Below are 19,153 nucleotides of genomic sequence, written 5' to 3'. Positions count from 1 at the left end.
GCATGATTTTAACAGTCACAATGAATCCATCCATTGATATTTCTTATCCTTTGGATGAATTAAAAATTGACACTGTCAACCGTGTGGTGGACGTGACCAAGACAGCTGGTGGTAAAGGTCTCAATGTTACACGAGTTCTTTCAGAATTTGGTGATTCTGTTGCTGCTACTGGTTTGGTCGGTGGTAAACTTGGTGAGTTTTTAGTAGAGCATATTGACGATAAAGTAACGAAACGTTTCTTCTCCATTCAAGGAGAGACTCGTAACTGTATCGCTATTCTACACGGTGAAAACCAAACAGAAATCCTTGAAAAAGGTCCCGAAGTTCTTGAACAAGAAGGGCAAGATTTCTTGGTTCATTTCGAAAATCTTCTTGACACTGTGGAAGTAGTTGCTATCTCTGGTAGTCTGCCAGCAGGTCTTCCAGTTGATTACTATGCGAGCTTAGTAGAACTTGCTAATCGCGCAGGAAAACCAGTTGTTCTGGATTGCTCAGGTGCTGCCCTTCAGGAGGTTCTTGAATCACCACATAAACCAACAGTAATCAAACCAAATAACGAAGAATTGTCTCAGCTTCTTGGGAAAGAAGTTTCTGAGGATTTGGATGAATTAAAAGAAGTTCTTCAAGAGCCTTTATTTGCAGGGATTGAGTGGATAATTGTTTCACTTGGTGCAAATGGTGCTTTTGCAAAACATGGTGATACTTTCTACAAGGTAGATATTCCTAGAATTCAGGTAGTCAATCCTGTCGGGTCTGGAGATTCTACTGTTGCAGGAATTTCTTCAGGTCTTCTTCACAAAGAATCAGATGCAGAACTCCTCATCAAGGCAAATGTCCTTGGTATGCTCAATGCTCAAGAAAAAATGACTGGTCATGTCAACATGACCAACTATCAAGCTCTATATGATCAATTAATAGTAAAAGAGGTATAAAATGGCTTTAACAGAACAAAAACGTGCACGCTTAGAAAAACTTTCAGATGAAAATGGAATCATTTCAGCTCTTGCCTTTGACCAACGTGGTGCTTTGAAACGCCTCATGGCTCAATACCAAACGGAAGAGCCAACAGTAGCTCAAATGGAAGAACTCAAAGTCTTGGTTGCAGATGAATTGACTAAATACGCTTCTTCTATGCTTCTTGACCCAGAGTATGGACTTCCAGCTACAAAAGCGCTTGATCCAAATGCTGGTCTTCTCCTTGCTTATGAGAAAACTGGTTACGATACAACAAGCACCAAACGCTTGCCTGACTGCTTGGATGTTTGGTCTGCAAAACGTATCAAGGAGCAAGGTGCAGACGCTGTGAAGTTCTTGCTTTACTATGACGTAGACAGCGCTGACGAACTCAACCAAGAAAAACAAGCCTACATCGAACGTATTGGTTCTGAGTGTGTGGCAGAAGACATTCCATTCTTCCTTGAAATCTTGGCTTACGATGAAAAAATCGCTGATGCTGGCTCTGCAGAATACGCCAAAGTAAAACCACACAAGGTTATTGGTGCTATGAAGGTCTTCTCAGACCCACGCTTTAACATCGATGTCTTGAAAGTAGAAGTTCCTGTTAACATTAAATATGTTGAAGGCTTCGCTGAAGGTGAAGTAGTATATACACGTGAAGAAGCTGCAGCCTTCTTCAAAGCACAAGATGAAGCGACTAACTTGCCATACATCTACTTGAGTGCTGGTGTATCAGCTAAACTTTTCCAAGATACTCTTGTATTTGCTCATGAATCAGGCGCAAACTTCAACGGAGTTCTTTGTGGCCGTGCTACATGGGCTGGATCAGTTGAAGCCTACATCAAAGACGGTGAAGCAGCAGCTCGTGAGTGGTTGCGTACAACTGGATTTGAGAACATTGACGAACTCAACAAGGTTCTTCAAACAACAGCGACTTCATGGAAAGAACGCGTGTAAAATCTTTCTCCTAGTTTAGGAACATGAATCTAAAAAAATTTTTAAAAAAAGTTACATGTAAAGGTTTACAAAATAACTTACTTGTGCTATACTTAAATCACAAGTTAATACAAGGTGAGTGTTACTAAGTAATATTAGGCATGATCACAGGTGGATTAGAAATCAAAGGATTTTCTAGTTCATTTGTGGTCATTTTTTGTACTTATATACCTTTAATATATAAAAGGAGGTTGACATGTATCGAATTCTAAATCCAATGAATCACAATGTTTCACTTGTCAGAAATGATAAAGGAGAAGAGGTGATTGTAATTGGTAAAGGGATTACATTTGGAAAGAAGAAGGGGGATTTGATTGCTGAAAATCAGGTTGAGAAAATTTTTCGGATGAAGACCGAAGAGTCCAGAGAAAACTTTATGGCTCTTCTCAAAGATGTTCCGCTTGATTTTATCACAGTGACCTACGAGATCATTGATAATCTTTCTAAGAAATATCACTATCCGATTCAAGAATATCTCTATGTGACCTTGACAGATCATATTTACTGTTCCTATCAAGCTCTAACACAAGGAAGGTACAAGGATAGCAATCTACCAGATATTTCCACTAAGTATCCTGTCGCTTTTCAAATCGCAAAGGAAGCCTTTGAAATCTATCGTCAGAAGTTGACAGATCATTTCCCTGAGGATGAAATTATTCGGATTGCTTATCATTTCATCAATGCCGAAGGTGAAAATGAAGTGGAACTTGTGGAGTCGATTGATAAGAGGAAAGAAATTCTCAGGAATGTCGAAGAAGTGCTAAAGGGTTATGCAATTCAACGAACCAAAGAGAATAATCATTTCTATGATCGTTTTATGATTCATTTGAATTATTTCTTGGATTATTTAGACAGATCTAGAGATGATAACCAATCACTTCTGGATATGGAAGATCATATTAAACAATCCTATCCAAAAGCGTTCGAGATTGGTTCCAAGATCTATGATGTGATTACGCAACATACGGGTCTTGATCTGTATAAAAGTGAACGAGTTTATCTAGTTCTACATATCCAACGTTTATTGTCATAAAAATTTAATTAAAAATACATAAGGAGAATTCTATCATGAATAGAGAAGAAGTAACATTGTTAGGTTTTGAAATCGTAGCCTATGCTGGCGATGCTCGTTCAAAACTATTGGAAGCCTTGAAGGCTGCTGAAGCTGGCGATTTTGCGAAAGCAGATAGCTTAGTCGAGGAAGCTGGTTCTTGCATTGCAGAGGCTCACCACGCGCAAACAAGTCTATTAACTAAGGAAGCTTCAGGTGAGGACTTAGCTTATAGTGTAACCATGATGCATGGCCAAGACCACTTGATGACAACTATCTTGTTAAAAGATTTGATGCACCATTTAATCGAACTCTATAAGAGAGGAGTTAAGTAATGAATAAATTAATTGCATTTATTGAGAAAGGAAAACCTTTCTTTGAGAAATTATCTCGTAATATCTATCTTCGTGCTATTCGTGATGGTTTCATTGCAGGTATGCCTGTTATTCTCTTCTCAAGTATCTTTATCTTGATTGCTTTTGTACCAAACTCATGGGGCTTTAAATGGTCTGATGATGTTGTTAATCTCCTCATGAAACCTTATAGCTATTCAATGGGGATTCTAGCTCTCTTGGTAGCTGGTACAACAGCTAAGTCATTGACCGACTCAGTAAACCGTAGCATGGAGAAAACCAATCAAATCAACTATATGTCAACATTGTTGGCAGCAATTGTTGGTTTGTTGATGTTGGCAGCTGATCCTATCGAAAATGGCCTAGCTACTGGATTCTTGGGGACAAAAGGTTTGCTTTCAGCCTTCCTTGCTGCCTTTGTTACTGTAGCCATCTATAAGGTTTGTGTTAAGAACAACGTCACTATTCGTATGCCTGACGAAGTTCCACCAAATATCTCACAAGTCTTTAAAGATGTGATTCCATTCACTCTATCAGTGGTTTCTCTTTATGCTCTTGATTTACTAGCTCGTCATTTTGTTGGTGCAAGCGTAGCTGAATCAATCGGTAAATTCTTTGCACCATTATTCTCTGCTGCTGATGGTTATCTAGGTATTACGATTATCTTTGGTGCCTTTGCCTTCTTCTGGTTTGTTGGTATCCACGGTCCTTCAATCGTCGAGCCAGCAATCGCAGCTATTACCTATGCAAATGCCGAAGTCAACTTGAACCTTCTCCAACAAGGTATGCACGCTGACAAGATTCTTACTTCTGGTACACAAATGTTTATCGTTACCATGGGTGGTACTGGTGCGACACTGGTTGTTCCATTCATGTTCATGTGGTTGACCAAATCGAAACGAAACCGTGCAATCGGACGTGCGTCAGTAGTACCAACCTTCTTCGGTGTGAACGAACCAATCCTGTTTGGTGCACCGCTTGTCTTGAACCCAATCTTCTTTATTCCTTTCATCTTTGCGCCAATTGCCAACGTATGGATCTTTAAATTCTTCATTGAAACGCTCGGCATGAACTCATTTACTGCCAACCTTCCTTGGACAACACCAGGTCCGCTCGGTATTGTTCTCGGTACAAACTTCCAAGTTCTATCGTTCATCCTTGCTGCCCTTCTAATCGTTGTTGACATTGTCATTTACTATCCATTCCTTAAAGTCTATGATGAACAAATCCTTGAAGAAGAGCGTTCTGGTAAAGTTAATGATGAATTAAAAGAAAAAGTAGCTGCAAACTTCAATACTGCCAAAGCAGATGCTATTCTTGAAAAAGCAGGTGTAGAAGCAGCTCAAAACACAATCACAGAAGAAACAAATGTTCTCGTTCTCTGTGCTGGTGGAGGTACAAGTGGTCTCCTTGCAAACGCTCTAAACAAAGCAGCTGCAGAGTACAAGGTTCCTGTGAAAGCAGCAGCTGGTGGCTATGGAGCTCACCGTGAAATGTTGCCAGAGTTTGATCTGGTTATCCTTGCTCCTCAAGTTGCTTCAAACTTTGAAGACATGAAGGCCGAAACCGACAAACTTGGTATCAAACTTGCTAAGACAGAAGGTGGCCAATACATTAAACTGACTCGCGATGGAAAAGGCGCTCTTGCCTTTGTTCAAGCGCAGTTCGAAGAATAAAATGTAAATAGCGAAGAAGTGAGATGGAGGAACTCCTCCCAACTATACCCCATCTCATTTCTATTTCTTGAAAGGTGAATCAAATGACAAAAACACTTCCAAAAGACTTTATTTTTGGCGGAGCAACAGCAGCCTACCAAGCAGAAGGTGCTACACATACTGATGGTAAAGGGCCAGTCGCCTGGGACAAATACCTCAAAGATAACTACTGGTACACTGCTGAACCAGCCAGTGATTTCTATCACAAATACCCAGTTGACCTCAAACTTGCAGAAGAGTATGGTGTCAATGGTATCCGTATTTCAATCGCTTGGTCACGTATCTTTCCAACGGGTTATGGGAAGGTTAATGACAAGGGGGTTGAGTTCTATCATAATCTATTTGCAGAGTGCCACAAACGGCATGTTGAGCCCTTCGTGACTCTTCATCACTTTGACACGCCAGAAGCACTTCATTCAAACGGAGATTTCCTGAATAGAGAAAACATTAATCACTTTGTGGATTATGCAGCCTTCTGTTTTGAAGAATTTCCTGAAGTTAACTTTTGGACAACCTTTAATGAAATTGGGCCGATAGGGGATGGTCAGTATTTGGTTGGGAAGTTCCCTCCAGGTATTCAGTACGACCTTGCCAAAGTCTTCCAATCTCATCACAATATGATGGTGTCGCATGCGCGTGCAGTAAAACTTTTCAAGGATAAGGGATATAAGGGTGAAATTGGTGTGGTTCATGCACTGCCTACTAAGTATCCTCTGGATCCAGATAATCCAGCAGATGTTCGTGCAGCCGAGTTAGAAGATATCATTCACAATAAATTTATTTTGGATGCGACTTATCTAGGACGATATTCCGAAGAAACCATGGAAGGTGTCAATCATATCTTAGCAGTCAATGGTGGAAGTTTAGATCTGCGTGAAGAAGACTTCGCTGTGCTAGAAGCTGCAAAAGACCTGAATGACTTCCTTGGTATTAACTACTATATGAGTGATTGGATGCAAGCCTTTGATGGAGAAACAGAAATCATTCACAATGGTAAGGGTGAAAAAGGAAGCTCTAAATATCAGATTAAGGGAGTTGGACGCCGAGTGGCGCCTGACTATGTCCCACGTACGGACTGGGACTGGATTATCTATCCTCAAGGTTTGTATGATCAAATCATGCGCGTGAAGAAAGATTACCCAAATTACAAGAAAATCTACATCACAGAGAATGGTCTCGGATACAAAGATGAGTTTGTGGATGGGACAGTCTACGATGATGGACGGATTGATTATGTTAAGAAACATATGGAAGTGATTGCAGATGCAATCTCTGATGGAGCCAATGTCAAAGGCTACTTTATCTGGTCTCTGATGGATGTCTTTTCTTGGTCAAATGGTTACGAAAAGCGTTACGGCCTCTTCTATGTTGATTTTGAAACCCAGGAGCGCTATCCAAAGAAATCAGCTCACTGGTACAAGAAACTAGCTGAGACACAACTTATTGATTAAAATTCAACAAAAATTCCCCGCCAAAAGGCAGGGGAATTTTTATGGTTTTGATAAAAGAATGGTTGTTTGTTTCGACAGATCTTCAAATGTCTCCTGACTCAGTTTGGCATCTGAAACGATGGTATCAATCTCTGAGATATTGTAAAAAGTGTAAAAATCAAACTTATTAAACTTACTGTGGTCTGCCAGTAAGTATTTTTTATTGGCATTATTCAGGGCGATTCGTTGTACCTCGCCCTCTTCTTCACTGAAAGTAGCAATTGCCTTATCCTTAATACCATTACAGCTAACAAATGCCTTAGAAAACTGAAGGTTTGTCAAATCCTGTAAGGTAAGTGTCCCTACAAAAGCACCAGTGATAGAGCGATAATTTCCGCCAATCAAGATCAAATCTGTTAGTTTTCGTTCGTTTAGGATGAGAAAAACTGGAAGACTGTTTGTTACAACACGAATATTATCGATAGGGAGCTCACGAGCAAAACATTCTAAGGTTGTTCCTGGTCCGATAAAAATGGTTTCACCTTCGTCAATCAAATGACCTGCAAAACGGCTAATTTCTTGTTTTTCAGCAATCTGCAAGCCTTGTTTTTCGACGTTTGAGCGTTCGTTGTTTAAGAGAGAACCTGTACGAAGTTTTTCAGCACCACCATGCACACGAACCAGCAAATCCTTATCTGCCAATTCTTGTAAGTAGCGACGAGCAGTCATATCTGATACATCAAGACTCTCCATAATCTCTTTTACAGTAATGGTTCCTTTAGTATTCACTGTTTCTAAAATACTATCTAGCTTTTCTTGCTTTAGCATCCTTATCACCTCGATTTCTACTATTATTATCTTACCATAAAACGCTCAATCAATCAAATAGAAAAAAACAAAATAAAACAAAAACAAAAACAAAAATACCATGGTTGTTTTAAACAGACCATGATATTTTGAATGATTGGTCAAATTAGTCTAAACCGTAGTTGTAATCCTCGTCTTGCATGGCTTCAACTTCACCAAGGAGGTAACCATTTCCGACTTGAGAGAAGAAGTCGTGGTTAGAAGTTCCTGTTGAAATACCGTTCATGACGATAGGATTGACATCATCAGCTGAATCTGGGAAGAGAGGATCTTGTCCTAGGTTCATAAGGGCCTTATTGGCATTGTAACGAAGGAAGGTTTTAACTTCTTCGGTCCAACCAACACCGTCATAGAGACTTTCAGTATAACCTTCTTCGTTCTCGTAGAGGGTATAGAGCAGATCGTACATCCATTCTTTAAGTTTTTCTTGCTCTTCTTCAGGCAATTCATTGAAACCAAGTTGGAATTTGTAACCAATGTAAGTTCCGTGAACAGACTCATCACGGATGATTAGTTTAATGATTTCCGCAACGTTGGCCAGTTTGTTGTTACCGAGATAGTAGAGTGGTGTAAAGAAACCAGAGTAGAAGAGGAAGGTTTCAAGGAAAACGCTGGCAACTTTCTTTTCTAGTGGGCTACCATTGAGATAGATTTCATTGATAATTTCCGCTTTTCTTTGTAGGTAGGGATTAGTGTTGGTCCATTCAAAGATTTCTTCAATTTCAGCCTTGGTATTCAAGGTTGAAAAGATAGAAGAGTAAGATTTTGCGTGGACAGATTCCATAAATTGGATGTTGTTGAAAACAGCTTCCTCATGCGGTGTACGGATGTCTGAACGAAGCGCCTGAACTCCTGTTTCAGATTGCATGGTATCCAAAAGTGTCAAACCACCAAAGACTTTTCCTACCAAGTCTTTTTCTTTGTTTGATAATTTTCTCCAGTCGTCTAGGTCATTTGACAAGGGGATACGCGTATCGAGCCAGAATTGCTCCGTCAGCTTTTCCCAAGTTGATTTGTCGATGACATCTTCGATGGCATTCCAGTTAATGGCTTTGTAGTAAGTTTCCATTTGAAATCTCTTTCTGTATGTAATAATGCGATTGTCGAATCATCTCTATTTTATCATAGTCTGAGAAGAGTATCGCACAAAAAGTCGGAAGACCGACTTTTTGGTTTTTCATAGTATTTAAGATACTTATCAAGTTTTGTCTGGCGGGTAATTTAATCAGTAGTCTGAGAAAATGTGGTTGCCTCAGATAAAAATTAAATCACACAACTTTCACATTGGTTAGCACCAACTTCTCCACCGTCGTCTGTAAAGGTACGGACGTAGTAGATTGACTTGATACCCTTGTTAAAGGCATAGTTACGAAGGATGGATAAGTCACGTGTCGTTTGTTTGTTTTCTTTCTTCCATTCGTAAAGACCTTTTGGAATGTCACTACGCATGAAGAGGGTGAGTGAAAGTCCTTGGTCCACGTGTTCAGTTGCAGCCGCGTATACATCGATTACCTTACGCATATCCATGTCGTAGGCAGAAGTGTAGTATGGAATGGTTTCTGTTGACAAACCAGCAGCTGGGTAGTAGATTTTACCAATTTTCTTCTCTTGGCGTTCTTCAATGCGTTGTGTAATAGGGTGGATAGAAGCAGAAACGTCGTTGATGTAGCTGATAGAACCATTTGGAGCTACAGCAAGGCGGTTTTGATGGTAAAGACCATCTGCTTGAACCTTTTCGCGAAGTTCAGCCCAGTCAGCAGCGCTTGGAATAAAGACATCTTTAAAGAGTTCTTTAACACGGTCTGATTTTGGAACAAACTCGCCTGTCACATACTTGTCAAAGTAGCTTCCGTTAGCATAGTCTGATTTTTCAAAGTTATGGAAGGTGATACCGCGTTCGCGCGCTATATTGTTTGATTCCACCAAGGTCCAGTAGTTCATAAGCATAAAGTAGATGCTTGTAAATTCAATTGACTCAGGTGATCCGTACTCAATCAGTTGTTGGGCAAGGTAACTATGAAGTCCCATGGCACCAAGACCAAAGGTGTGAGCCAAACTATTTCCGTGATCGATAGTAGGAACAGCTACGATGTGTGAACTATCTGTAACGAAAGTAAGGGCACGAACCATAGCGCGGATAGAACGACCAAAGTCAGGTTAAGTCATCATGTTGACCACGTTTGTTGATCCAAGGTTACATGAAACGTCTGTTCCCATTTGAAGGAATTCTTGAGCATCGTTGATCAAGCTTGGTTCTTGAACTTGAAGAATCTCAGAACACAAGTTACTCATGATAATCTTACCATCAACGGGATTTGCACGGTTGGCTGTATCAATGTTGACTACATAAGGGTAACCAGACTCTTGTTGCAATTTAGAAATTTCAGTTTCCAAATCACGCGCCTTGATTTTTGTCTTGCGGATGTTTGGATTTGCTACTAATTCATCGTATTTTTCAGTGATATCGATGTAGTTGAATGGCACACCGTATTCAAGTTCTACAGAGTATGGGCTGAAGAGATACATTTCTTCATTTTTTCGAGCCAATTCGTAGAATTTATCGGGTACTACAACACCGAGTGAAAGAGTCTTAACACGAACTTTTTCATCAGCGTTTTCTTTCTTAGTGGAAAGGAAGGCGATGATATCTGGGTGAAAGACGTTGAGGTAGACAACCCCAGCACCTTGACGTTGCCCCAATTGGTTGGAGTAAGAAAAGCTGTCTTCAAAAAGCTTCATAACTGGTACGACACCAGAAGCTGCTCCTTCATAGCCTTTGATAGGAGCTCCAGCTTCACGAAGGTTGCTGAGGGAAATTCCTACACCACCACCGATACGTGAAAGTTGAAGGGCTGAGTTGATAGAACGTCCGATAGAGTTCATGTCATCAGTTACTTGGATCAAGAAACAAGATACCAATTCCCCACGACGAGCACGACCTGCGTTCAAAAAGGAAGGAGTAGCTGGTTGGTAGCGTTGGTGGATGATTTCATTGGCAATATCAATTGCAATCGCTTCATCCCCGTCAGCAAAATAAAGTGCATTAAAGAAGACACGGTCTTCCATGCTTTCAAGGTAATATTCACCGTCATTAGTCTTCAAGGCATATTGATTGTAAAACTTATAGGCTGCCATAAACGACTTGAATTGGAAGTTTTGGTCCTTGATAAATTGATGCAATTCTTCCAAAAACTCTGGACGGTATTTCTTGAGAAATGCAGTTTCGATGTAGTTATGTTCAATAAGGTAGTTGATTTTATCAGTAATTGAATCAAAAACCATAGTGTTTGGAACTACATTTTCTTTAAAGAAAGCATCCAAGGCTTCCTTATCTTTATGAAGCATGATTTGTCCATTGACAGGACGGTTGATTTCGTTATTGAGACGGAAGTAAGTCACGTCTTCAAGATGTTTTAATCCCATAAAATTTTCCTTATCTAACCTGATTACAAAAGAAAGGCCTCTAAGTTAGCCCTAGAAGCAATTTCTTCTGGATGATGCACTAAAATTATGCTAACTGTTTTAGTTTTCCTGGTTGGAAACCTGAAAAGACTTCAGTTGGTGTTTGGATAACAGGAGCAGCGCTGAAACCGAGCTCTTTAACTTGATCGACGTACTCAGGTTGCTCGTCAAGATTGATCTCACGATAAGCCACGTTGTTGCTATCCAAGAAACGTTTGGTCATTTTACATTGTACACAGTTGTTTTTAGAATAAACGGTTACCATTTTCGTAACTCCTCTTTCAAAATAGATTACTTTCTTAGTATATCAGAAAAAAAAACTTTGTCAAACTTTTTAAACTAAATCTTGTGCCAAAAAGTTACGGTTTTGAAATCAAAACACAAGATATAGTGTTTTCGAAAACATAAATTTTGATTTCCGTTGAACTGTCAAACTTTCTCAAAATAAAAAAACTACATACTGTATATTGGCAATATAAATAGAAGATTTTCAGCAAGTTATCAGAAAGGAAAACGAAGAAAATAGCAAAAATCGTAAGAACAGTAATAAGTATAGCTGAGATAATACTTTAACAAAATAGAAACTGTAATATTTACGAAAAAAGAAATTTTCTACACAAGATGTCCCAATATTTGTATTAGAATATCTAAAATATAACCAAAGTGGAAATAACAGATTATGATGTATTCATAAAAATGGATCATTGGTTAATTTTATATAGGATACTTATGAGTTTCGTATCCTTTCATAAGGAGTATATAAATACAATGTTTGAAAAAGTTCATTTTATGTGATACACTATCTGTGATTATAAGATTAAAAAATGGATATCTGGATACTTTTGTTTGATAGAGAATGTTATCAGATTATAATTAGATTAAATGAATGAAAGAATACAGAATTAGGAGGCGCGTGGTGAAAGAAAATGATGTTATTTTAAAACGGCAATCGACTCAAATATTTTTTAAGAATGGTGATACGGATTTTTTCTTCAATTGGTTGTTAGGAATCGGTGAAATTTTTGGTTTCTCTCATGGAGAGCTTTATTATCTTGCTCAAAGATTGGGGAACTCACCAAAGCCTGATGACTGGAAAAATGTATTTTTATCGCATGTAAACTACCTTGAACAAGAAGCAAGTAATTCAGGGTTGAGTGAACAAACAAAGGCGCATTATTATCTTGCACAGACCTACTCACTTCGCTCGGCAATCCAATTTACCGATCCATTTTCTGAAGAGTATTTACCGACCGTTCGTCAAATGGAGAAGGTGTTTTCTAGTGCAATTCATTCACTAGGTGCACCGATTGAAAAATTAACTATTACCTATCAGGGTTCTTACTTGCCTGGTTATTATCTTCATAGCGGCGATAATTGCCCAACGCTAATCATGATTGGTGGAGGTGATACTTATCGCGAAGATTTATTTTACTTTGCAGGATATCCTGGATGGATACGAAATTATAATGTTTTAATGGTTGACCTTCCCGGTCAAGGGAGCAATCCTAGTAGAGGGCTGGTCTTTGATGTGGATGCCTCTATTCCAATTTCATTATGCATAGACTGGTTGGAAAATAGAAATCCTAAACTAAATTATTTAGCCATTTATGGTGTCAGCGGAGGGGGATATTTTACCGCACAAGCTGTTGAAAAGGATCCAAGAATTCATGCTTGGATTGCTAGTACCCCTATTTACGACGTTGCAGAACTTTTCAGAAAAGAATTTGGATCAAGTTTGAAAGCACCTAGTTGGTTAATAAATGCCATTTTAAAATTAGCTGGAAATTTGAATGAATCAGCAAATTTGAATCTTAAAAAGTATGCATGGCAGTTTGGTACTTCTGATTTTAAGAGTGCTATTGATGATGTATTTAACCACGCAAAGATTGTAGATTATCAAAAAATTCAATGTCCTTGCCTGTTTATAATGGGAAAGGGAGAAGGTACTGAGCTGCAACGACAAACTAAGGTAATTTATGAAGCGCTTAAATCTAAAAATCCGCAAACTAAACTTCAGGTTTTTGACTCCGAAAGCGGTGCAGATGCTCATTGTCAAGTCAATAATTTAAGACTCGCCCATAATATAGTTTTTGATTGGTTGGACACTTTATTTGAATGGAATAGATTGAATTTTTAGCCACGCTTACACTACTTAAGTATATCTATTTTAATGTGAGACATCAAAAGATTATTTTACGTTAAGTGGCTAACTAGATAATTCTATACTATTAATAATTAGTGCCCAAATTTCCCATAGTACCTGTATGATAGAAAAAGAAGCAAGTTCATTTTCAGTAAAAGTCCATAAAATACTTGAAAAATTATCTAGAAGGTGATATAATACAGTCTTGTAAGGGTTATCACATATAATCCAAATAAGAAACAATTAAAGGAGAGTCAAACTATGGCTTCTAAAGATTTCCACGTAGTGGCAGAAACAGGTATCCACGCACGTCCAGCAACATTGTTGGTTCAAACAGCTAGCAAATTTGCTTCAGATATCACTCTTGAGTACAAAGGTAAATCAGTAAACCTTAAATCAATCATGGGTGTTATGAGTCTTGGTGTTGGCCAAGGTGCTGATGTTACAATTTCAGCTGAAGGTGCAGATGCTGACGACGCAATCGCTGCTATCACTGAAACTATGGAAAAAGAAGGATTGGCATAAGGAAAATGACAGAAATGCTTAAAGGAATCGCAGCATCTGACGGTGTTGCAGTTGCAAAAGCATATCTACTCGTTCAACCGGATTTGTCATTTGAGACTATTACAGTCGAAGATACAAACGCAGAAGAAGCTCGCCTTGATGCCGCTCTAAAAGCATCACAAGACGAGCTTTCTGTTATTCGTGAGAAAGCAGTAGGTACGCTCGGTGAAGAAGCTGCTCAAGTTTTTGACGCTCACTTAATGGTTCTTGCTGACCCAGAAATGATCAGTCAAATCAAGGAAACAATCCGTGCGAAGAAAGTGAATGCAGAAGCAGGTCTGAAAGAAGTGACAGACATGTTTATCACTATCTTTGAAGGCATGGAAGACAACCCATACATGCAAGAACGTGCAGCGGATATCCGCGACGTGACAAAACGTGTATTGGCAAATCTCCTTGGTAAAAAATTGCCGAACCCAGCTTCTATCAATGAAGAAGTGATCGTGATTGCGCATGACTTGACTCCTTCAGATACAGCTCAATTGGACAAAAACTTTGTAAAAGCTTTTGTAACCAACATTGGTGGACGTACAAGCCACTCAGCTATCATGGCTCGTACACTTGAAATCGCGGCAGTACTAGGTACAAACAACATCACTGAAATTGTTAAAGATGGTGATATCCTTGCTGTTAACGGTATCACTGGTGAAGTGATTATCAACCCAACTGATGAGCAAGCGGCAGAATTCAAGGCTGCTGGTGAAGCTTATGCGAAGCAAAAAGCTGAATGGGCACTTTTGAAAGACGCTCAAACAGTGACTGCTGATGGTAAACACTTTGAATTGGCTGCTAATATCGGTACTCCAAAAGATGTTGAAGGTGTCAATGCCAACGGTGCTGAAGCTGTTGGACTTTACCGTACAGAGTTCTTGTACATGGATTCTCAAGACTTCCCAACAGAAGACGAGCAGTACGAAGCATACAAAGCTGTTCTTGAAGGAATGAACGGTAAACCAGTTGTCGTTCGTACAATGGATATCGGTGGAGATAAGGAACTTCCTTACTTTGATATGCCTCATGAAATGAACCCATTCCTTGGATTCCGTGCCCTTCGTATCTCTATTTCTGAGACTGGAGATGCTATGTTCCGCACACAAATCCGTGCTCTTCTTCGTGCGTCTGTACACGGTCAATTGCGTATCATGTTCCCAATGGTTGCGCTTTTGAAAGAATTCCGTGTAGCGAAAGCAGTCTTTGACGAAGAAAAAGCAAACCTTCTTGCTGAAGGTGTTGCAGTTGCGGACAACATCCAAGTTGGTATCATGATCGAGATTCCTGCAGCGGCTATGCTTGCAGACCAATTTGCAAAAGAAGTTGACTTCTTCTCAATTGGTACAAACGACTTGATCCAATACACAATGGCGGCAGACCGTATGAACGAGCAAGTTTCATACCTTTACCAACCATACAACCCATCAATCCTACGTTTGATTAACAACGTTATCAAAGCAGCTCACGCTGAAGGTAAATGGGCAGGTATGTGTGGTGAGATGGCTGGTGACCAAAAGGCTGTTCCACTTCTTGTCGGAATGGGCTTGGATGAGTTCTCTATGTCAGCAACATCTGTCCTTCGTACACGTAGCCTGATGAAAAAACTCGATACAGCTAAGATGGAAGAGTACGCAAACCGTGCCCTTACAGAATGCTCAACAATGGAAGAAGTTCTTGAACTTCAAAAAGAATACGTTGACTTTGATTAATTGAAAGGTCCTTGCAACTCAGTTGCAGGGATTTTTTGCTTTAAAAATTTGGTGATTGATTTTCAATATAGGATTCTTAAATCAGACTGTTCAGATAGAAGGTAGTGTAGAAAACAAAAAAAATGTTAACTGGTTCATAAAATTCTTGACAAGTTGAAAATTTAGGAGTAAACTATTAACCAGTTAACTTTTAGAGAGGAGTTTCTGCAATTTAGAAATGAATTGCAACTAGAAATATCAAAAAGAAAGAGAGTTTCGATGAAAATTAATAAAAAATATCTAGCTGGTTCTGCGGCAGCCTTGATTTTAAGTGTTTGTTCTTATGAGTTGGGATTGTATCAAGCTAGAACAGTCAAGGAAAATAATCGTGTGTCTTACGTTGATGGTAAACAAGCGACGCAAAAAACGGAGAATTTGACTCCTGATGAGGTTAGCAAGCGTGAAGGAATCAATGCAGAGCAAATCGTCATCAAGATAACAGACCAAGGCTATGTCACTTCACATGGCGACCATTATCATTATTACAATGGTAAGGTTCCTTATGACGCTATCATCAGTGAAGAGTTGCTCATGAAGGATCCAAACTACCAGCTAAAAGACGAGGATATTATCAGTGAAATCAAGGGTGGTTATGTTATCAAGGTAGATGGAAAATACTATGTCTACCTTAAGGATGCAGCCCATGCAGATAATGTCCGTACGAAAGAAGAAATCAATCGGCAAAAACAAGAGCATAGTCAGCATCGTGAAGGAGGAACTTCAGCAAACGATGGTGCGGTAGCCTTGGCACGTTCACAGGGACGCTACACCACAGATGACGGCTATATCTTTAATGCATCCGATATCATTGAAGATACTGGTGATGCTTATATCGTTCCTCATGGCGACCATTACCACTACATTCCTAAGAGTGAGTTATCAGCCAGCGAATTGGCTGCCGCAGAAGCCTTCCTATCTGGTAGAAGTGGTCAATCAAATACGCCTACTTATCGCCGTACCAATGGCAACAGTGCTAGCAGTGATATAGATAGATGGACACCATCCTATAATAATCAAGGCAGTGGCTATACGAACACAAACACATCTAACAACAGTAACAGTAGCGACGATAGCCAAGCAAGTCAAAGTGATGAGGATATTGATGGCCTTCTGAAACAACTTTATGGCTTGCCACTCAGCCAACGACACGTAGAATCTGATGGCCTTGTCTTTGATCCAGCACAAATCACAAGTCGAACAGCTAGAGGTGTTGCAGTACCTCATGGGGACCATTACCATTTTATCCCTTATTCACAGATGTCTGAATTGGAAGAACGAATCGCTCGCATCATCCCGCTTCGCTATCGTTCGAACCATTGGGTGCCGGATTCAAGACCAGAACAACCAAGTCCACAACCGACTCCGGAACTTAGTCCAAGCCCGCAACCTGCACCAAATCCTCAACCAGCTCCAAGCAATCCAATTGACGAAAAATTGGTTAGACAAGCGGTTCGAAAAGTAGCTGATGGCTATGTCTTTGAGGAAAATGGAACCTCACGTTATATTCCTGCTAAGGAACTTTCAGCAGAAACTGCTGTAGCCATTGATAGCAAACTAGCCAAGCAAGAAAGTTTGTCTCATAAGCTAGGAGCTAAGAAAACCAACCTCCCATCTAGTGATCGAGATTTTTACAATAAGGCTTATGACTTACTAGCAAGCATTCATCAAGATTTAATTTCCAATAAAGGGCGTCAAGCTGAATTTGACGCTTTGGATAAACTCTTGGAACGTCTCAATGATGTCTCAAGCGATAAAGTCAAGTTAGTGGATGATATTCTTACCTTCCTAGCACCGATTCGTCATCCAGAACGTTTAGGAAACCCGAATGCGCAAATTGCTTATACTGATGATGAGATTCAAGTAGCCAAGTTGGCAGGCAAGTATACAACGGAAGATGGCTATATCTTTGATCCTCGTGATATCACTAGTGATGAGGGGGATGCCTATGTAACTCCACATATGACCCATAGTCATTGGATTAAGAAAGATAGTTTGTCTGAAGCTGAAAGAGCGGCAGCCCAGGCTTATGCTAAAGAGAAAGGTTTGACACCTCCTTCTACTGACCATCAGGATTCAGGAAATACTGAAGCTAAAGGAGCAGAAGCTATCTACAACCGCGTGAAAGCAGCTAAGAAGGTACCGCTTGATCGTATGCCTTACAATCTCCAACATACTGTGGAAGTCAAAAACGGAAGCTTGATTATACCTCATTATGACCATTACCATAACATCAAATTTGAGTGGTTTGACGAAGGTCTTTATGAGGCTCCTAAGGGGTATACTTTAGAGGATCTCTTTGCGACTGTGAAGTACTATGTAGAACATCCAAACGAACGTCCGCATTCAGATAGTGGATGGGGCAATGCAAGTGACCATGTTCAAAGAAACCAAAATGGTCAAGCTGATAATAATCATACTGAAAAACCATCAGTGGAGAAACCTCGGACAGAAAAACCTGAGGAAGAAAAACCTCGCGAAGAGAAACCGCAGAGTGAGAAACCAGAGTCTCCAAAACCAACTGAGGAACCTGAGGAAGAATCACCAGAGGAGCCAGAAGAAACTCAGGTTGAGACTGAAAAGGTTGAAGCGAAGTTGAGAGAGGCTGAAGATTTACTTGCAAAAATCCAAGACCCCGTCATCAAGTTCAACGCTAACGAAACTCTTACTGGATTAAAGAATAATCTATTGTTTGGCGCTCAGGACAACAATACTATTATGGCAGAAGCTGAAAAACTATTGGCTTTGTTAAAGGAAAGTAAGTAAAGGTAACAGCATTTTCTAACTCCTAAAAACAGGATAGGAGAACGGGAAAACGAAAAATGAGAGCAGAATGTGAGTTCTAGTTCTCATTTTTTTCATGAAAATGTACAAAATATCTTGACAGATAGTGTAAATAAAGATAAACTATTTACTAGTTAATTAAATGGTTAAATACTAGTTAAGGAGTAATGATGAAAAAAAGAACAATCCTATTATTGATGGCCAGTTTATTGGCTCTTGTCTTAGGAGCATGTGGTCAAAAAGAAAAACAAGAAGCAAAAGGGATGAAGATTGTCACAAGTTTTTACCCTATCTACGCCATGGTCAAAGAGGTATCGGGTGACTTGAATGATGTTCGAATGATTCAGTCAAGTAACGGGATTCACTCCTTTGAACCGTCAGCCAATGACATTGCTGCTATCTATGACGCGGATGTTTTTGTCTACCATTCTCATACGCTCGAATCTTGGGCGGGAAGTCTAGATCCTAACTTGAAAAAATCAAAAGTTAAGGTTTTAGAAGCGTCTGAAGGGATGACTTTGGACCGTGTACCAGGCTTGGAAGATGTAGAAGCTGGTGATGGGATTGATGAAAAAACACTTTACGACCCGCATACTTGGTTAGATCCTGAAAAAGCAGGCGAAGAAGCGCAGATTATTGCGGACAAACTTTCAGAGGTTGATAGTGAGCACAAAGAAACTTACCAAAAAAATGCTCAAGCCTTTATCAAAAAAGCTCAGGAATTGACTAAGAAATTCCAGCCTATTTTTGAAAAAGCGAGTCAAAAGACTTTTGTTACCCAACACACAGCTTTTTCTTACTTGGCTAAACGCTTTGGATTGAAACAACTTGGAATTGCTGGTATCTCTCCTGAACAAGAGCCGAGCCCAAGACAGTTGACAGAAATCCAAGAATTTATCAAAACCTATAAGGTCAAAACCATCTTTACTGAGAGTAATGCTTCTTCTAAAGTTGCTGAAACCTTGGTCAAATCAACAGGAGTTAGTCTGAAAACACTGAATCCTTTGGAAGCAGACCCCGAAAATGATAAAACTTACTTAGAAAATCTAGAAGAAAATATGAAAGTTCTTGCAGAAGAATTAAAATGAGGAGATT

At 39.6% G+C, this 19,153-nt stretch carries 14 protein-coding genes and 1 pseudogene; 11 read left to right on the top strand and 4 right to left on the bottom strand.

Going from position 1 to position 19,153, the window contains the following annotated elements; genetic code table 11:
- Window positions 1-2 precede the first annotated feature (2 nt).
- From HMPREF9189_RS06545 to lacG, 6 genes are all read left to right on the top strand, one after another.
- Window positions 3-932 (top strand): tagatose-6-phosphate kinase, encoded by a 930-nt coding sequence (locus HMPREF9189_RS06545; RefSeq protein ID WP_000604257.1) that lies wholly within the window; start codon window positions 3-5, stop codon window positions 930-932.
- A 1-nt stretch (window position 933) separates the two neighbouring features.
- On the top strand, window positions 934-1,914 hold the full coding sequence (gene lacD / locus HMPREF9189_RS06540; protein ID WP_001229129.1) for a tagatose-bisphosphate aldolase: 981 nt from the start codon (window positions 934-936) through the stop codon (window positions 1,912-1,914).
- A gap of 235 nt (window positions 1,915-2,149) precedes the next feature.
- Window positions 2,150-2,986, top strand: a complete 837-nt coding sequence (locus tag HMPREF9189_RS06535) for a PRD domain-containing protein (RefSeq protein ID WP_000285741.1) — start codon at window positions 2,150-2,152, stop codon at window positions 2,984-2,986.
- A gap of 35 nt (window positions 2,987-3,021) precedes the next feature.
- Entirely contained in the window at window positions 3,022-3,339 is a 318-nt protein-coding gene (locus HMPREF9189_RS06530; protein WP_001078324.1) for a PTS lactose/cellobiose transporter subunit IIA, read from the top strand.
- Window positions 3,339-5,033 carry a lactose-specific PTS transporter subunit EIIC gene (locus HMPREF9189_RS06525; RefSeq protein WP_001037312.1) on the top strand — a complete coding sequence of 565 codons (1,695 nt, stop codon included), beginning with the start codon at window positions 3,339-3,341 and terminating at the stop codon, window positions 5,031-5,033. Before HMPREF9189_RS06530 ends, HMPREF9189_RS06525 begins: the two co-directional genes overlap by 1 nt.
- Window positions 5,034-5,116: 83 nt before the next feature.
- A complete protein-coding gene (lacG, locus tag HMPREF9189_RS06520) occupies window positions 5,117-6,523 on the top strand; it encodes a 6-phospho-beta-galactosidase (RefSeq protein ID WP_000169301.1) in 1,407 nt (468 codons plus the stop codon).
- Between the two features lie 39 nt (window positions 6,524-6,562).
- Here the strand turns inward: lacG and HMPREF9189_RS06515 are convergent, their stop codons facing one another.
- The 4 genes and pseudogenes from HMPREF9189_RS06515 to nrdH all read right to left on the bottom strand — a co-directional run bounded on the left by HMPREF9189_RS06515 (window position 6,563) and on the right by nrdH (window position 11,096).
- Window positions 6,563-7,330: a DeoR/GlpR family DNA-binding transcription regulator gene (locus HMPREF9189_RS06515; protein WP_000917591.1), complete on the bottom strand. Its 768-nt coding sequence runs from the start codon at window positions 7,328-7,330 to the stop codon at window positions 6,563-6,565.
- Window positions 7,331-7,475: 145 nt separating this feature from the next.
- Entirely contained in the window at window positions 7,476-8,438 is a 963-nt protein-coding gene (gene nrdF, locus HMPREF9189_RS06510) for a class 1b ribonucleoside-diphosphate reductase subunit beta (RefSeq protein WP_000451378.1), read from the bottom strand.
- A 194-nt stretch (window positions 8,439-8,632) separates the two neighbouring features.
- Window positions 8,633-10,792: pseudogene (gene nrdE / locus HMPREF9189_RS06505) on the bottom strand (class 1b ribonucleoside-diphosphate reductase subunit alpha).
- Between the two features lie 85 nt (window positions 10,793-10,877).
- The gene (nrdH, locus tag HMPREF9189_RS06500; protein WP_000259241.1) at window positions 10,878-11,096 is read right to left on the bottom strand and encodes a glutaredoxin-like protein NrdH; all 219 of its coding nucleotides are present in this window, start codon (window positions 11,094-11,096) and stop codon (window positions 10,878-10,880) included.
- Between the two features lie 651 nt (window positions 11,097-11,747).
- Between nrdH and HMPREF9189_RS06495 the strand changes: the two genes are divergently transcribed.
- The 5 genes from HMPREF9189_RS06495 to HMPREF9189_RS06475 all read left to right on the top strand — a co-directional run bounded on the left by HMPREF9189_RS06495 (window position 11,748) and on the right by HMPREF9189_RS06475 (window position 19,146).
- Window positions 11,748-12,968, top strand: a complete 1,221-nt coding sequence (locus HMPREF9189_RS06495) for a S9 family peptidase (protein WP_000661896.1) — start codon at window positions 11,748-11,750, stop codon at window positions 12,966-12,968.
- A 267-nt stretch (window positions 12,969-13,235) separates the two neighbouring features.
- The gene (locus tag HMPREF9189_RS06490) at window positions 13,236-13,499 is read left to right on the top strand and encodes a phosphocarrier protein HPr (protein ID WP_000146948.1); all 264 of its coding nucleotides are present in this window, start codon (window positions 13,236-13,238) and stop codon (window positions 13,497-13,499) included.
- Between the two features lie 5 nt (window positions 13,500-13,504).
- On the top strand, window positions 13,505-15,238 hold the full coding sequence (gene ptsP, locus HMPREF9189_RS06485) for a phosphoenolpyruvate--protein phosphotransferase (RefSeq protein ID WP_009755337.1): 1,734 nt from the start codon (window positions 13,505-13,507) through the stop codon (window positions 15,236-15,238).
- A 258-nt stretch (window positions 15,239-15,496) separates the two neighbouring features.
- The gene (locus HMPREF9189_RS06480; protein WP_000700252.1) at window positions 15,497-18,040 is read left to right on the top strand and encodes a pneumococcal-type histidine triad protein; all 2,544 of its coding nucleotides are present in this window, start codon (window positions 15,497-15,499) and stop codon (window positions 18,038-18,040) included.
- Window positions 18,041-18,228: 188 nt separating this feature from the next.
- Window positions 18,229-19,146: a metal ABC transporter substrate-binding protein gene (locus tag HMPREF9189_RS06475; RefSeq protein WP_000747432.1), complete on the top strand. Its 918-nt coding sequence runs from the start codon at window positions 18,229-18,231 to the stop codon at window positions 19,144-19,146.
- Window positions 19,147-19,153 lie beyond the last annotated feature (7 nt).

Origin of the sequence: Streptococcus sp. oral taxon 071 str. 73H25AP, from assembly GCF_000146755.1 — a bacterium.
In the GTDB taxonomy this organism is placed as follows: domain Bacteria; phylum Bacillota; class Bacilli; order Lactobacillales; family Streptococcaceae; genus Streptococcus; species Streptococcus oralis_T.
The sequence above is the reverse complement of the archived record's forward strand: the minus strand, read 5'-3'. Positions and strand labels throughout refer to the sequence as shown.

What these genes read in the sequence shown, in the direction of transcription:
- HMPREF9189_RS06545 (WP_000604257.1), top strand. Translation starts at nt 3, where the DNA reads ATGATTTTAACAGTCACAATGAATCCATCCATTGATATTTCTTATCCT.
- lacD (WP_001229129.1), top strand. Translation starts at nt 934, where the DNA reads ATGGCTTTAACAGAACAAAAACGTGCACGCTTAGAAAAACTTTCAGAT.
- HMPREF9189_RS06535 (WP_000285741.1), top strand. Translation starts at nt 2,150, where the DNA reads ATGTATCGAATTCTAAATCCAATGAATCACAATGTTTCACTTGTCAGA.
- HMPREF9189_RS06530 (WP_001078324.1), top strand. Translation starts at nt 3,022, where the DNA reads ATGAATAGAGAAGAAGTAACATTGTTAGGTTTTGAAATCGTAGCCTAT.
- HMPREF9189_RS06525 (WP_001037312.1), top strand. Translation starts at nt 3,339, where the DNA reads ATGAATAAATTAATTGCATTTATTGAGAAAGGAAAACCTTTCTTTGAG.
- lacG (WP_000169301.1), top strand. Translation starts at nt 5,117, where the DNA reads ATGACAAAAACACTTCCAAAAGACTTTATTTTTGGCGGAGCAACAGCA.
- HMPREF9189_RS06515 (WP_000917591.1), bottom strand. Translation starts at nt 7,330, where the DNA reads ATGCTAAAGCAAGAAAAGCTAGATAGTATTTTAGAAACAGTGAATACT.
- nrdF (WP_000451378.1), bottom strand. Translation starts at nt 8,438, where the DNA reads ATGGAAACTTACTACAAAGCCATTAACTGGAATGCCATCGAAGATGTC.
- nrdH (WP_000259241.1), bottom strand. Translation starts at nt 11,096, where the DNA reads ATGGTAACCGTTTATTCTAAAAACAACTGTGTACAATGTAAAATGACC.
- HMPREF9189_RS06490 (WP_000146948.1), top strand. Translation starts at nt 13,236, where the DNA reads ATGGCTTCTAAAGATTTCCACGTAGTGGCAGAAACAGGTATCCACGCA.
- ptsP (WP_009755337.1), top strand. Translation starts at nt 13,505, where the DNA reads ATGACAGAAATGCTTAAAGGAATCGCAGCATCTGACGGTGTTGCAGTT.
- HMPREF9189_RS06480 (WP_000700252.1), top strand. Translation starts at nt 15,497, where the DNA reads ATGAAAATTAATAAAAAATATCTAGCTGGTTCTGCGGCAGCCTTGATT.
- HMPREF9189_RS06475 (WP_000747432.1), top strand. Translation starts at nt 18,229, where the DNA reads ATGAAAAAAAGAACAATCCTATTATTGATGGCCAGTTTATTGGCTCTT.